At 73.9% G+C, this 13,947-nt stretch carries 10 protein-coding genes; 2 read left to right on the top strand and 8 right to left on the bottom strand.

Annotated elements, in window-relative coordinates; translation table 11 throughout:
* A partial coding sequence (locus GFJ45_RS11980) for a polyribonucleotide nucleotidyltransferase (RefSeq protein ID WP_228386933.1) occupies positions 1 to 2,442 on the bottom strand: 2,442 nt, incomplete at its 3' end.
* A gap of 160 nt (positions 2,443 to 2,602) precedes the next feature.
* The gene (gene rpsO, locus GFJ45_RS11975; protein WP_153397513.1) at positions 2,603 to 2,872 is read right to left on the bottom strand and encodes a 30S ribosomal protein S15; all 270 of its coding nucleotides are present in this window, start codon (positions 2,870 to 2,872) and stop codon (positions 2,603 to 2,605) included.
* Positions 2,873 to 3,054: 182 nt separating this feature from the next.
* On the opposite strand from rpsO, the gene GFJ45_RS11970 reads away from it, so the two are divergent.
* Both GFJ45_RS11970 and GFJ45_RS11965 read left to right on the top strand, forming a co-directional pair.
* On the top strand, positions 3,055 to 4,059 hold the full coding sequence (locus tag GFJ45_RS11970; protein WP_153397511.1) for a DNA topoisomerase IB: 1,005 nt from the start codon (positions 3,055 to 3,057) through the stop codon (positions 4,057 to 4,059).
* 50 nt (positions 4,060 to 4,109) lie between these two features.
* Positions 4,110 to 4,829 (top strand): PIG-L deacetylase family protein, encoded by a 720-nt coding sequence (locus GFJ45_RS11965; protein WP_153397509.1) that lies wholly within the window; start codon positions 4,110 to 4,112, stop codon positions 4,827 to 4,829.
* 13 nt (positions 4,830 to 4,842) lie between these two features.
* On the opposite strand, the gene GFJ45_RS11960 is transcribed toward GFJ45_RS11965, so the two are convergent.
* From GFJ45_RS11960 to mreC, 6 genes are all read right to left on the bottom strand, one after another.
* Entirely contained in the window at positions 4,843 to 5,682 is an 840-nt protein-coding gene (locus GFJ45_RS11960; protein ID WP_153397507.1) for an Fpg/Nei family DNA glycosylase, read from the bottom strand.
* A 15-nt stretch (positions 5,683 to 5,697) separates the two neighbouring features.
* A complete protein-coding gene (ppc, locus tag GFJ45_RS11955; protein ID WP_153397505.1) occupies positions 5,698 to 8,466 on the bottom strand; it encodes a phosphoenolpyruvate carboxylase in 2,769 nt (922 codons plus the stop codon).
* Positions 8,467 to 8,535: 69 nt separating this feature from the next.
* Positions 8,536 to 10,542, bottom strand: coding sequence for a beta-propeller domain-containing protein (locus tag GFJ45_RS11950; protein WP_153397502.1), 2,007 nt, complete (start codon positions 10,540 to 10,542; stop codon positions 8,536 to 8,538).
* Between the two features lie 100 nt (positions 10,543 to 10,642).
* A complete protein-coding gene (gene mrdA / locus GFJ45_RS11945; protein ID WP_153397514.1) occupies positions 10,643 to 12,589 on the bottom strand; it encodes a penicillin-binding protein 2 in 1,947 nt (648 codons plus the stop codon).
* Positions 12,590 to 12,675: 86 nt separating this feature from the next.
* Positions 12,676 to 13,188 (bottom strand): rod shape-determining protein MreD, encoded by a 513-nt coding sequence (locus tag GFJ45_RS11940; RefSeq protein ID WP_153397500.1) that lies wholly within the window; start codon positions 13,186 to 13,188, stop codon positions 12,676 to 12,678.
* A gap of 1 nt (position 13,189) precedes the next feature.
* Entirely contained in the window at positions 13,190 to 13,858 is a 669-nt protein-coding gene (gene mreC / locus GFJ45_RS11935) for a rod shape-determining protein MreC (protein WP_153397498.1), read from the bottom strand.
* Positions 13,859 to 13,947: the final 89 nt, after the last annotated feature.

Raw genomic sequence — 13,947 nt, 5'->3', positions numbered from 1 at the left:
GGGGAGGAGCCGCCCTACCACGCGCCGGTCTTCGTGCTCACCCACCGCCCCCGGGAGCCACTGGTGATGGCCGGCGGACACCCCCACGGGGGCGTCCTCGCCCTGGTCCGCCTCCGGCGCCTCGGCCTGGTCGGCAGCCGGAGTCGCGGGGACGTCCGCGGGCGCGACGGCCTGCGGGGCCGCGGCCTCGCTCGTGGCCGGGACCGGGACCTCGGCAGCGGTCTCGCCGGCCTCCCCCTCGCCCGCTGCGGGCACCGCCGCGAGCGAGAGCTTGCCGCGCGGGTCGATCTCCTTGAGCTCGACCTGCACCCGCTGCCCGACCGCGAGCACGTCCTCGACCGCGTCGATGCGCTTGCCGCCCACCAGCTTGCGGATCTCGGAGATGTGCAGCAGCCCGTCCTTGCCGGGCAGCAGCGAGATGAACGCACCGAAGGTGGTGGTCTTGACCACGGTCCCCAGGAAGCGCTCACCCACCTCTGGCATCTGCGGGTTGGCGATGGCGTTGATCGCCGAGCGGGCGGCCTCGGCCGAGGGCCCGTCGGTGGCGCCGATGTAGACGGTGCCGTCGTCCTCGATGGAGATGTCGGCGCCGGTGTCCTCCTGGATCTGGTTGATCATCTTGCCCTTGGGGCCGATGACCTCGCCGATCTTGTCGACCGGCACCTTCACCGTAATGACGCGCGGGGCGTAGGGGCTCATCTCGTCCGGCCCGTCGATCGCCTCGGTCATCACATCAAGGATGTGCAGCCGCGCGTCACGGGCCTGCGTCAGCGCACCGCCCAGGACCGAGGCCGGGATGCCGTCCAGCTTGGTGTCCAGCTGGATCGCAGTGATGAACTCCCGGGTGCCGGCGACCTTGAAGTCCATGTCGCCGAAGGCGTCCTCAGCTCCCAGGATGTCGGTCAGCGCCGCGTACCGGGTCTGGCCGTCGACCTCGTCGGAGACCAGGCCCATGGCGATGCCGGCGACGGGAGCCCGCAGCGGGACACCGGCGTTCCACAGCGACATCGTGGACGCGCACACCGAGCCCATCGAGGTGGAGCCGTTGGAGCCCAGCGCCTCGGAGACCTGCCGGATCGCGTACGGGAACTCCTCGCGCGTCGGCAGCACCGGCAGCAGCGCCCGCTCGGCGAGCGCGCCGTGGCCGATCTCGCGCCGCTTCGGCGACCCGACCCGGCCGGTCTCGCCGGTACTGAACGGCGGGAAGTTGTAGTTGTGCATGTAGCGCTTGCGAGTCACCGGCGACAGCGTGTCCAGCTGCTGCTCCATCCGCAGCATGTTCAGCGTGGTGACGCCCATGATCTGGGTCTCGCCGCGCTCGAAGATGGCCGATCCGTGGGCGCGCGGGATGACCTCGACCTCGGCCGAGAGCGCGCGGATGTCGGTCGGGCCGCGGCCGTCGATGCGGACCTGCTCGCGCAGGATGCGCTGCCGGATCTGCTGCTTCTGCACCGAGCGGTAGGCGGCGGAGAGCTCGGACTCGCGGCCGGCGAACGGGCCGGGGTTGTCCTCGTCGCCGGCGAGGGCGGCCGTCATGGCCACCTTGATCTCGGCGAGGCGGTCCTCGCGCTCGGCCTTCCCGGCGATCCGGAGCGCCTCCTGCAGCGGCTCGGTGGTCTCCGCCTCGACGGCCTGCAGGACGTCGTTCTGGTAGTCGAGGTAGATCGGGAAGTCACCGACCTCCTTGCCGGCCTTCTCGGTCAGCTCGGCCTGCGCCTCGCAGATGACGCGGATGAACTTCTTGGAGGCCTCCAGGCCCTCGGCCACGACCTCCTCGGTCGGCGCCTGCTTGCTCTCCAGGTTGACCAGGTCCCAGGTGGACTCGGTCGCCTCGGCCTCGACCATCATGATCGCGACGTCGTCACCGACGACGCGTCCGGCAACGACCATGTCGAAGGTGGAGCGCTGCACGTCGCTGTAGTCGGGGAAGGCCACCCACTGTCCGTCCAGCAGGGAGACACGCACCGCACCGATCGGGCCGTTGAACGGCAGGCCGGAGACCTGGGTGGAGGCCGACGCGGCGTTGATCGCGAGGACGTCGTACTGGTGGTCGGGGTGCAGCGACAGCACGGTCAGCACCACCTGCACCTCGTTGCGCAGCCCCTGCTTGAAGGTCGGCCGCAGCGGCCGGTCGGTCAGCCGGCAGGTCAGGATGGCCTCGGTCGAGGGCCGGCCCTCCCGCCGGAAGAAGCTGCCCGGGATGCGCCCGGCCGCATACATCCGCTCCTCGACGTCAACGGTGAGCGGGAAGAAGTCGAGGTGCTCCTTGGGGTGCCGGCTCGCCGTGGTGGTCGAGAGCAGCATGGTGTCCTCGTCCAGGTAGGCGGTGACCGCGCCGCCGGCCTGCCTGGCCAGTCGGCCCGTCTCGAAGCGGACGGTGCGGGTGCCGTGGCTGCCGTTGTCGATAACAGCCTCGGTCGATGTGATCTCTGGACCCTCCATCGAAGGCCCTCCTTTTCTCTCTGTTCACTCTCCAGCGCGGGTCATCATCGTTGTGCCCGGCTGTCATCGTGCCGGCGCGCGGCAGGGTGTCCTGCCGGTGGCCGCCACATGCAAAGGAGCGACCCCCGGGCGTCCGGGAGTCGCTCCCCTGCGAAGCGTGTCAGCGGCGCAGGCCGAGTCGCTTGATCAGCGACCGGTAGCGCTCGATGTCGGTCTGCTCCAGGTAGCGGAGCAGCCGCTTGCGGCGCCCGACCAGCAGCAGCAGCCCGCGGCGGCTGTGGTGGTCGTGCTTGTGCTCACGGGAGTGCTCGGTCAGGTGCTTGATGCGCGCGGTCAGCAGCGCGACCTGGACCTCCGGCGACCCGGTGTCGCCCTCGGCCGTGGCGTACTCCTCGATGGTCTGCTTCTTCACAGCAGCGTCCAGCCCCATGGGCGACTCCTTCTGATCGTTGCGCGGCGCTCCTGGGCAGGTCCACCAGGGCTCTCTGGCTCCGCGGCCGGTCGACGGCACAGGCCAATCTAGCAGCGGCCGGCCGCCCGTCCCTAATCCTGGCCGGCGCCGCGAGGGCCGCTCGGTTTGCGGGCGCGGCCGTGGCGGTCTGTGATGTGGCCATGGTCCGCCTGCGCACCGTCTCCCCCGGCGATCCCGGATGGCGCCGCCGCCGGGCTGGGCGCGGGTTCGTCTACCTGGACATGCAGGGGGACCGGCTGCCCGCGGCGGAGGTCGAGCGGATCCGCTCGCTCGTGATCCCGCCGGCGTGGCGCGACGTGTGGATCTGCCCCCACCCGCGGGGGCACATCCAGGCGGTCGGCACCGACGCCGCCGGCCGACGGCAGTACCTGTACCACCCCGAGTGGCGGGTGCAGCGGGACGCGCAGAAGTTCGACCGGGTGCTGGAGGCCGCCGAACGGCTGCCGGAGGCCCGGCGTCGCATCGCCGGGGACATGGCCAGGGAGGGGATGCCGCTGGAGCGCGCCAACGCCGTCGCGGTCCGGCTGCTCGACCTGGGCTACTTCCGGATCGGCAACGACGTCTACGCCGATGAGAACGGCAGCTTCGGCCTCACCACGCTGCAGCGCCAGCACGTGCGCAAGCGGTCGGGCGTGCTGGTCTTCAACTTCATCGGCAAGTCCGGTGTCAAGCACACGGTGCGGATCGACGACCACGACGTCATGGCCGCGCTGGACCGGATGAGACGCCGCCGGGACGGCAGCGAGCAGCTGATGGCCTACCAGCGGCGGCGGCGCTGGACGGAGCTGGACGCTGCCGCCGTGAACGCCTACCTGGCCGAGGTCTTCGACGGCGAGCTCACCGCCAAGGACTTCCGCACCTGGCACGCGACCGTGCTCGCCGCGACGGCCCTGGCCCTCGCCGACGAGGGGGACGACTCGGCCCGGGGACGCAGCCGAGCCGTCCGTGCCGCCCTGGACGAGGTGGCGCAGTACCTAGGGAACACCGCGACCGTCGCGCGCTCCTCCTACGTCGACCCGCGCGTCATCGACCTCTTCGAGAGGGGGACGACGATCGCCGCGGCCGCCCGCCGGCGCCACCGCGACCCGCTGCGACGCAAGGCCGCGCTGGAACGGGCCGTGCTGGCGATGCTGCGCGACGCCTGACCGCATGCCATCCGTAGCGGCGTGACGGTGCCCGCTGGCACGCTGGCCCCATGGCGCTCACCCCCTTCCCCGAGGACTGGCAGACCGCACTGTGCATCGCGGCCCACCCCGACGACCTGGAGTACGGCACCGCCGCGGCGGTCGCCAAGTGGACCGAACAGGGCAAGACGGTCAGCTACCTGCTGGCCACCCGCGGTGAGGCAGGCATCGACGGCATGGCGCCGGACCAGGCCGGCCCGCTGCGCGAGCAGGAGGAGCGTGACGGCGCGGCGAAGGTCGGCGTGGACGTGGTGGAGTTCCTGGGGCTGACCGACGGGGTCGTGGAGTACGGCGTGCCGCTGCGGCGGCTGATCGCCGCTGAGATCCGCCGCCGACGTCCTGACGTCCTCCTCACGGGCACCCACCGCGAGCGCTTCCCCGGTGGGTTCACCAACCAGGCCGACCACCGGGCGGTGGGCCTGGCGGTCATCGACGCCTCCGCCGACGCCGGCAACCGGTGGATCTTCCCCGAGCTGCTGGCCGAGGGGCTGGAACCGTGGTCGGGCGTGCGTCACGTCGCGCTCGCCGCCTCCCCCGAGCCCACCCACGTGGTCGACGTGAGCGACACGTTCGAGCCGGCCGTCGCCTCGCTGGAGGCGCACGGGGAGTACCTGGCCGCGCTCGGCCCCGACTACCCCAGCCCGCGCGACCTGCTCCAGCAGATCCTGGGCAGCGCCGACGACCCCGACCTCGGGGAGTACTCGCTGCGGCTGGAGGTCTTCGACCGCTGACCGGGTCCCGCCGCTACCGGCGCCGCTGGCAGGTGGCGCACCAGTAGAGGTTGCGTCCCGCGACGACCGCGGTGCGGATCGTCGACCCGCACCGGGGACAGGGCTCGCCGGTGCGCCGGTAGACGTTGGACACCCGCGGGCCGGCGTCCGGCACCCGGCCCGCCGCCAAGTCCTCCTCGACGGCGGCGACGTCCTCGGCCACGGTGACGATCCGGCCGCTGGCGACACCGAGCGGCATCAGCCGCACCAGGTCGTCCCAGACCGCCCGCCACGACCGTGCCCGCAGCTGCCGTCCCGGGGTGTGCGGGGACAACCGGTGCCGCCAGAGCACCTCGCTGCGGTACACGTTGCCGACCCCCGCCAGCACCTTCTGGTCCATGAGCAGCTCGGCCACGCGCCGGCTGCTGGTGCGCACCCGGGCCCACGCCAGCTCCGGGTCGGCGCCCGGCTGCAGCGGGTCGGGGCCCTGCCGGGCCAGCAGCGTCTCGACCTCCCGCGGGTCGACCACCCGGCACGCCATGGGTCCCCGCAGGTCGGCCACCCAGTCGGGGGTGAGCAGCCGGAGCCGGACGGCACCGACGACCGGCGGCTCGTCGCCGGGGCCCTCGCTGGCTGGTCGTCGCGCCACCCGGAAGGTGCCGTACAGCCCGAGGTGGACGTGGACGCTGCGTTCGCCGGCGAAGTCGACGAGCAGCAGCTTGCCGTGGGCACGGGCGCCCACCAGCACCGTGCCGTCCAGCAGGGCGGCGCCGTCGGCGAACCGTCCCTGCGGGCTGCTGACCCGCGGGCGGGTGCCGGCGAAGGCGCCGGTGAGGTCTCGGGCGAGGGCGTGCAGCGTGTGGCCCTCCGGCATGGCAGCCTCCCTACCTCAACCGGTGTTGCGCAGGCCGGCCGCGACCCCGTTGACCGTGATCAGCAGCGCCCGCTGCAGCGCCTCCTGCTCCTCGGCCCCGGTCTCCTCCTCCGCCCCTCGACTGTCGCGCAGCCGGCGCAGCAGCTCCACCTGCAGGTAGGAGATGGGGTCGAGGTACTGGTCCCGGACCGCCAGCGAGCGCCGCAGCACCGGCTGGTCGGCCAGCAGCTCCCGCTTGCCGGTGAGGCGGCCCACCTCCGCCTCGGTGAGGGCGAACTCCTCGCGGACCTGCTCGAACAGGTGCCGCAGCTCCTCGGGCACCAGTGTCTGGACGTAGTGGGAGGCCACGTCCAGGTCGGTCTTCGCCATCGTCATCTCGACGTTGGAGATCACCGCGGCGAAGAAGTGCCACTCGGCCAGCATCTCCGCCAGCGTCTCCTCGTGCCCGGCCTCACGCGCGGCCCGCAGGCCGGAGCCGACGCCGAACCAGCCGGGCACGATCTGCCGGGTCTGCGTCCAGCCGAACACCCACGGGATGGCCCGCAGCCCCTCCAGCCCTTTGCCGGTGTCCGGGCGCTTGCTCGGGCGGGAGCCGATGTTGAGGGCCCCCAGCTGGTCGACGGGGGTGGCCGCGACGAAGTACGCCGGCAGGTCCTCGTCGTCGATGAGGGCGCGGTAGCGGGCGTAGGCGGCGTCGCTGGCCACGTCCATCACCTCGCCCCAGCGCTGGATCTGCTCCGTGGACGAGCGTGGGTCACGGTGCAGCGCCGAGGCCCGCAGCACCGCGGCGAGGGACAGCTCGAGGTTCTCCCGCGCCAGCGCGGGAAGGGAGTACTTGTCGGAGATGACCTCGCCCTGCTCGGTGAACTTGATCTCCCCCTCGAGGACCCCCGGGGGCTGGGCGAGGATCGCGTCGTAGGTGGGGCCGCCGCCGCGGCCCACCGAGCCGCCGCGGCCGTGGAACAGCCGCAGCCGGACCCCGTGCCTGGCCGCGACGTCGCGCAGCGCCCGCTGCGCCTGGTGGATCCGCCACTGGCTGGTGAGCACGCCGGCCTGCTTGTTGGAGTCGGAGTAGCCGAGCATGACCTCCTGCACGTCGCCGCGGAGCGCGACTAGGCGCCGGTAGGTCGGGTCCGACAGCAGCGCGTCGACCAGCTCGGCGGCTCCCTGCAGCTCCTCCACCGTCTCCAGCAGCGGCGCGAACCCGATCTGGGCGAAGGCCCCCTCCCCCTCCGCGTCCCCGTGGACGTCGAGCAGTCCCGCCTCCCGTGCCAGCACCGCGGCGGCCAGCACGTCGTCGGGTCCCTGGGTCATGGAGATGATGTAGGTCTCCACGACGTCCGGCCCGTAGGTGGCGATCGCCTCCCTGATCTCGTCCAGCACCGCCAGCGTGGTGTCCCGGTGCGCGGCGGGGGCCAGCAGCGGCCGGCGAGAGGCGAGCTCGCGGGCCAGCACCGGGAACCGTTCCTGCCGGCCCAGCTCGGCGTAGCGGCCGGGCAGCTCCCCGGTCGCGTCCAGCATCGCCCCCACGGCCTCGTGGTGCTTCTCGGCGTGCTCGCGCACGTCCAGGGTGGCCAGGTGCAGCCCGGTCGCGGCCACGGTCTGGGTGGCGCGGGCCAGCCGCCCCTCGGCGACCAGCTCGCCACCGTGGCGCCGCAGCGACTCGGCGACCAGCCGCAGGTCGGCCATGATCTCCGCGGCGTTGCGGTAGTCGCGGCCCTCCTCGTGTGCGCTGCCCCGCTCCGCCCGGCGCCGGGTGTTGAGCAGCTTGGCCTTCACGCAGGTGAGCTTGAGCCGGTAGGGCTCGGCGGCGTTGAGCTCCTTGACCCGCGGGTCCAGCCCGGGCAGGTGTGCCAGGTCCCGCTCGAGGGAGTCCAGCAGGTCCTGCTCGGCCTCGACGATGACCGTGGAGGAGGACAGCTGCGAGATCAGCAGGTCGATGAGCGAGAGCGCGACGTCCACGGCGTGCTGGTGGTGCAGCCGCAGCACCGAGGCGGTGACGTCGGCGGTGACGTAGGGGTTGCCGTCCCGGTCCCCGCCGATCCAGGAGCCGAACCGCACCGGCGGCCGGGTCGGGTCCATCGTGACGTCGTGCTCCCCGAGCAGGTCGGCCAGGTCACCCAGCAGGTCGGGCACCGTCCGGGTGAGCACCTCGTCGAGGTAGTACATCGCGTTGCGCGCCTCGTCCAGCGGCGTCGGGCGGGTCTGCCGGAGCTCGTCGGTCTGCCAGATCAGGTCGATCAGCTCGGCGAGCCGGCGGTCCTGTCGCCGCCGCGCGATCGTGCCGGTGTCGGTGTCGCGGGCCAGCTCGTCGGACAGGTGCCGGATCTTGGTGAGTACCGACCGGCGGCTGGCCTCGGTGGGATGGGCGGTGAACACCGGCCGCACGTCGAGCTCCGCCACCGCTTCGGAGAGCAGCTCTGGCCCGCCGGCAGCGACGACGTCGCGCACCGCCTGCACCAGCCAGCCCTCCTCCTCCTCGCGACCGCCCAGGGTCCGCACCCGGTGCACCTGCTCGGCCGCGTTGGCCAGGTGGAAGTAGGAGGCGAAGGCCCGGACCAGGTCCGTTGCCGTGGTCAGCGGGAGCGCGGCCAGCAGCTCGCGAACCTCCTCGGCCGCCTCCGGCCGGCCCTCCTTGCTCGCCTTGGTGCGCAGCCGCACCTGCTCGACGCTCTCGAGCAGCTGCGGTCCGTGGTGGCGGACCAGCGACTGGCCGAGCAGGGTCGATACCCGGCGCACGTCGGCGCGCAGCTCAGCGCTGATGGGGTCGTGGCTGGAAGTCACGCGCCCGACACTACCGAGAGCCGCGGGCCGGGTCCGGACCGCACCAGGACTGGCCGGGCGCCTCCCGGCTCAGGGGAGGTCGACCACCCAGCCGCCCTCGAACGTGGCCAGGTCGAAGCGGGACAGCCCCTGCCAGTCCAGGGTCCACAGGTCGTCGCCGATCACCATGGTGCGCGTCGGTGGCTCTCCCCAGTCCTGGTTGGGGGCGGTCGTCGCCACCCGCGCGCCCTCGGCCAGCGTGCCGTTGCCGACGGTGAGCGTCACCACACCGCCGAACTGGTCCTGGGCCTTGCCGGTCTCGTCCCACTGCTGCGCGGGCAGGACGACCTGTCCGGTGGCCGGCCAGTGCAGGAAGGCACGGTGGTCGTGCTCCACCGGCGACCAGGTGTCCGGGTAGGTGATGACCTGCTCCTGCCGCGGCGTGGTCAGGTCCCGGATGTCGAAGAGGGAGACCTGCAGGCCACGGGTCTGCCCGGTGCTCTCGTCGGCGTCCTGGCCCACGCCGAGCAGCCAGCCGTCGGCGACAGGGTGCAGGTAGGCCGAGTAGCCGGGGATCTTCAGCTCGCCCGCGACGGACGGCGCCGACGGGTCGCTGGTGTCGATCAGGTAGAGGGGATCGGTCTGGCGGAACGTGACCACGGCCGCGACGTCCGGGCTCAGGTAGCGCACGGCCCGGATGTGCTCGGTGACCCCCAGGCCGTCCACCCGTCCGGTCTGGGTGAGCTGGTCACCGTCCTCGCGCAGCACGACCAGCGACGACTGCGAGCTCTGCGAGGCGCCGGGCGGGTCGGTGGTGGTGGCCACCCGGATGACCCCGTCCTGCTCGTCCAGGGCCCACTGGCTGAGCAGCCTCCCCGCCACGCTGCCGGAGGCCGTGTAGGACGTGGCGGCGGGGTCGGAGATGTCGAAGGCGTGCAGGTCGGTGCGGTTGCTCGGCTCCGGTCCCGGCCAGCTGCCGGCCCGACCTGCCCACAGCCACCTGTCCCACCCGCTGGTCGCCACGATCAGCCGGTCGGTGGAGGCGTAGACGGTGCTGCCCCCGGCCACGAGCCCGGTGCCGGACGTCGGGGCGGGGGTGGCCGAGCTCACGTCGAAGGTGAGGACGGACATGGTGGACAGGCCGGCGGGGTCCCGTGGGCGGGAGATCTGGTCACATCCCAGCAGCGGCTCGGTGGACAGGACCCGGCCCGCTGCGTCCAGCTGCTGCCGGTGCGGGACCCAGTCGTCGATCGTGGTGGCCCGGATCAGGTCCCGGTTGGCCTGCTCGGCCTCCGCCTCCGCGCTCAGCCGGCCAGAGCGCGGCTGGGTCTGCTCGACGCCGGGCGGCTCGGTCACCATGACCAGGCGCACGGTGTCCCCGACCATCCGCGCCGACCGGTAGGAGCCCTCCATGCGCACCGAGCCGATGGTCCGCGGCTGCGCCGGGTCGCTCAGGTCCACCGTGGTGACGACCGTGCGCGAGGCAGGGAACGCCAGCTGCCGGCCATCGACCGGCTGTCCGGGGCTATGCTCCTGGCCGAGCACGACGAGCGTCGACCCGTGCAGAAGCAGCTCGGCGGCGTGGACCTCCGCACCGCCCGGCAGCTCCACCGTCGCGAGCACCGCCTCGGTGGCCACGTCGACCACGCGCACCGTCCCGCCCGTCGCGGCCACGATGACCTTGCCGTCGGTCTTGACCAGGTCGGCCTCGTCGACACCCTCCTCCTGCACGTTGGTGCTGGAGTGGTCCGGGCCGGCGGCGTCCCGGGCGCCCGCATCGGCCTGCTGCTCCGCACCGCCAGCGACCGCGTCGAGGTCGGCGGCCCAGCCCCAGTGTCCGAGACCGTGCGGCCCGACCACCTCCAGGGCGTTGGCCTGGTAGTAGGTGAGCAGCTCCTGGCAGTCGTCGAAGTCGGCGAGGAACCCGGCCGACAGCGCGGTCACCGCTGCGGTGGCCTGCCCCTCGTCCCACGGCGCGGGCGGACCGGCGGGCTCGGCTGCCCCCGGATCCTCCGCCGGCGGGCGAGCACACCCGGTGAGGACGAGCGCGGTCGCCAGCGGCAGGGCCAGCAGCAGGTGAGTCGAACGGCGAGGCATCGGGGCCTCCTGGTGTCAGCGGCGGACGGCAGTGTCCCCCCTCGGACGGACCGACCCGACGTGTGGTTCCGCCGTCCACCGCGTGCGGGGCCGCCCGTGCTCACCGGTCCAGCCGGCGCAGCACCTCCCAGATGTCGCGGGCCGCCGGGGCGGCGACGGTGCCGCCGATGCCGCCCTGCTCGACCACGACGACCACGGCGTACCGGGGCTCGGGCAGCGGGCCGTAGGAGGCGTACCAGGCGGTGGCGCGGCGCCCGAACGACTCGGCGGAGCCGGTCTTCCCGGCCACCGGGTAAGAGTCCAGGTCGAACCCGGTGAACGCGGCCGCGCCGGTGCCGTCGGTGTTGACCCCGTCCAGGCCGTCCCGCAGCACCGCGAGCTCGCGGCGGGTCAGGCCGAGGTCACCGATCGGCTCCGGGTCCAGCTGGCTGACCACCTGCCCGCGCTGGTCCTGCAGCGCGGCGGCGACCTGCGGCTGCCACAGCGTCCCGCCGTTGGCCACGGCGGCGTAGGCGCTGGCGACCTGCAGCGGTGTCGCGGCCAGGTCGCCCTGCCCGATGGAGAGGTTGACGGCGTCCCCGGCGCGGTACTGCCAGCCGTCGGTGCAGTTCTCCTCGGCGAGCTGCTCCAGGAACTCCCGGCGCGCGCGGTCGGGCTCCTCCGGGTAGCCGCGCTCCGCGCGGGCGCAGGAGTCCTCCCGTGTCGCCTGCCAGTAGCCGCGCTTCCACTCCCGTCCGGGTACCCGGCCCGCCGCCTCGCCGGGCAGGTCCACGCCGGTCGGCTCGCCGAAGCCGAAGTCCTGCGCCAGCAGCACGTACGGGTCGCGCAGGTCGGCGTCCTGGTTGACGCCGCCGATGTCCTGCCAGTTGCGGTGCGCCCACCGGTAGAAGGCGGTGTCGCAGGAGACCTCGACGATCTCCTCGACCGTGAGTGGCCCGTGGGCCTCGGACTCGTAGTTGGTGAAGGTCCGGTCGCCGATGCGCACGCTGCCGGGGCAGGGGTACTCCCGCTCCGGGTCCACCCCGTGCCGCAGCGCCGCCGGCAATGAGACCACCTTGAAGGTGGAGGCCGGCGGGAAGGTGTCGCCCACCACCCGGTTGCGCAGCGGCGACCCGGCCTCGGGGTCCAGCAGCGCCTCGTACTGCTCGTGGCTGATACCACCGGTCCACACGTCCAGGTCGTAGTCGGGCCAGCTCGCGGCGGCGACGACGCCGCCGGTGCGGACGTCGAGCACCACCGCGGCGGCGGAGTCAGCGGGCCGCCCGGCGTCCCGCGCGGAGGAGACCGCGTCGGCGATGACCTCCTCGGCCCGTCGCTGCACCCGCGGCTCCAGGTGGGTGCGCACGTCCAGCCCGGGCACCGGGTCCTGGTGGTCCAGCCGGCCGGTGACCACCCCGCGCGGGTCGACGGTCACCGTGGTGCGCCCGTCGGTGCCGCGCAGCTGCTCGTCGTAGACCTGCTCCAGGCCGGCCCGCCCCACCAGCGCCTCGGGCGCCAGTCCCTGGTCGACCTCCTCGGCGGTGGGGCGGCCGAGGTAGCCCAGCACGTGGGTGGCGCTCGCCTCGGCGGGGTGGGCACGCACCGGCCGGGTCTCGACGGTCACGCCGGGGAAGTCCTCGGGCCGCTCCAGCACCGCCAGCGCCGCGACCGGGTCGACGTCGTAGGCCAGCGGGACCGGCTGGTAGGGCGAGCCGGTGAAGCAGGAGGGCGCCGGCGGGGCCTGCGGAGTGCCGCACACCCGGGTCCGGCCCCAGAGCCGGTCGGCCGGCAGGTCCAGCGCGGCGGCGACGTCGTCGACGAGGGCGCGCAGCTCCTCCTCGGGGAGCTCCACGAGCATGCTGGGATCCAGCGTCAGCACGGTCGTGGGGTCGTTGTCGGCCAGGACCGTCCCGTCGGCCGCGAGCAGCCGGCCGCGGAGGGCGGGCTCGGTGAGGGTGCGGGTGCTGACCGCTGCCGCCTGGTCGGCCAGCTCGGGATGGTCCAGCAGCTGCAGCTGCGCCAGCCTCCCGACCACACCCCCCAGGAGCAGCACCGCCACCAGCAGCATGGCCCACACCGCGCCGACGCTGGGCCGGTGCCGCGAGCTGGGTGGGTACGGGACCGGGCGCGGGACCCCGACCCTGGGGCGCGGCCTCACCCCCAGCCCCGCTCGACGACGGCCCGGTCGAGGGCGACCAGGAGCGGCACCAGCACCGCCCCGGCCACGACCGTGACCACCGCGGCCACCCCGAGGGTGCCCGCGGTGGCCCATCCCACCCCGGCCAGCGCGAGCACCCCGCGCAGCGCCTGCAGCCCGGCGGCGGCGAGGGCCGTGGCGACCAGCGGCAGCAGCGGTGACCAGGAGGCGTAGCGGCGCAGCGCGCCGACGACCGCGCCGGCCGCGCAGTAGGCCAGCGCACCCGCGCCCAACGGGTCGCCGCCGGGCGGGACGAGGTCCACGGCCCAGCCGCCGGCGAGTCCGGCGAGAGCCCCCGCGGTGGGCCCGTGCACCAGCGCCAGCGCGACCACCACGAGGAGCACGACGTCGGGCGCGACCGGCAGCACGGACGTCAGCGCCACCGGCAGGCAGGCCGCCACGCCGAGCAGCAGCCCGCGCAGCAGGTGGCCGGGGACGCGGTGCACGTCCAGGGTCGCCGGCGGGGCCACCTCAGCCCTCCCCCAGCACGACGGCCACGAGGTCGAGGGTGTCGGGGTCGACGTGCGGCTCCACGACCGCGGTGCGGTTCAGCTGCCCGCTGTCCGGGTCGACCCGGGTGACCGTGCCCAGCGGCACCCCGGCCACGTAGGGCCGCCCGTCCGGACTGCCGAGCGTGACCACCTCGTCCCCCTCGGTGACGGGGCTGTCCCCGACCACCGTCAGCGTCAGCTCGCCGGCGTCCCGGACCGGCAGCCCCGGGGCCGGGCGCGCCTCGACCATCCCGAGCGCCCCCTCCTCGCCGAACCGCACGCCCACGACGACGTCGGCGTCGCCCAGCAGCAGCACGTCGCTCGAGGCCTCGCTCACCCGCAGCACCCGGCCGACCAGCCCGGCACCGCTCACCACGGTGAGGGCGGGGCGGACTCCGTGCTCCCGGCCGGCGTCGATGGTCACGGTCCGGGCCGCCACGGGCGTGCCCACCGGGGCGATCCCGACCACCCGGGCCGTCACCAGCTCCCGGTCCTGGCCGGTCACCCCCGCGGAGATGTCCTCGCTGCCGCGCAGCTCGGCCAGCTCGCGCTCCAGTCGGTGGACGCGCGCGGCCAGCGCGTCACGCTCCCGGACCAGCTGGGTCTGTTGGGCGCCCGGCCCGGTCCAGCTGGCGAGGGCGGCCTGCACGGGACGGGCCGCCGCCGCGGACCTGGTGGCCTCCGCGGTGGCCCGCGGCTGGGGCGAGGAGGACCACTCGGTGCTCTACCGGGTGGTCG

Origin of the sequence: Ornithinicoccus halotolerans, from assembly GCF_009602535.1 — a bacterium.
Lineage (GTDB): Bacteria > Actinomycetota > Actinomycetes > Actinomycetales > Dermatophilaceae > Ornithinicoccus > Ornithinicoccus halotolerans.
Note: the sequence above shows the minus strand (reverse complement) of the source record. Positions and strands in the feature narration are given on the sequence as shown.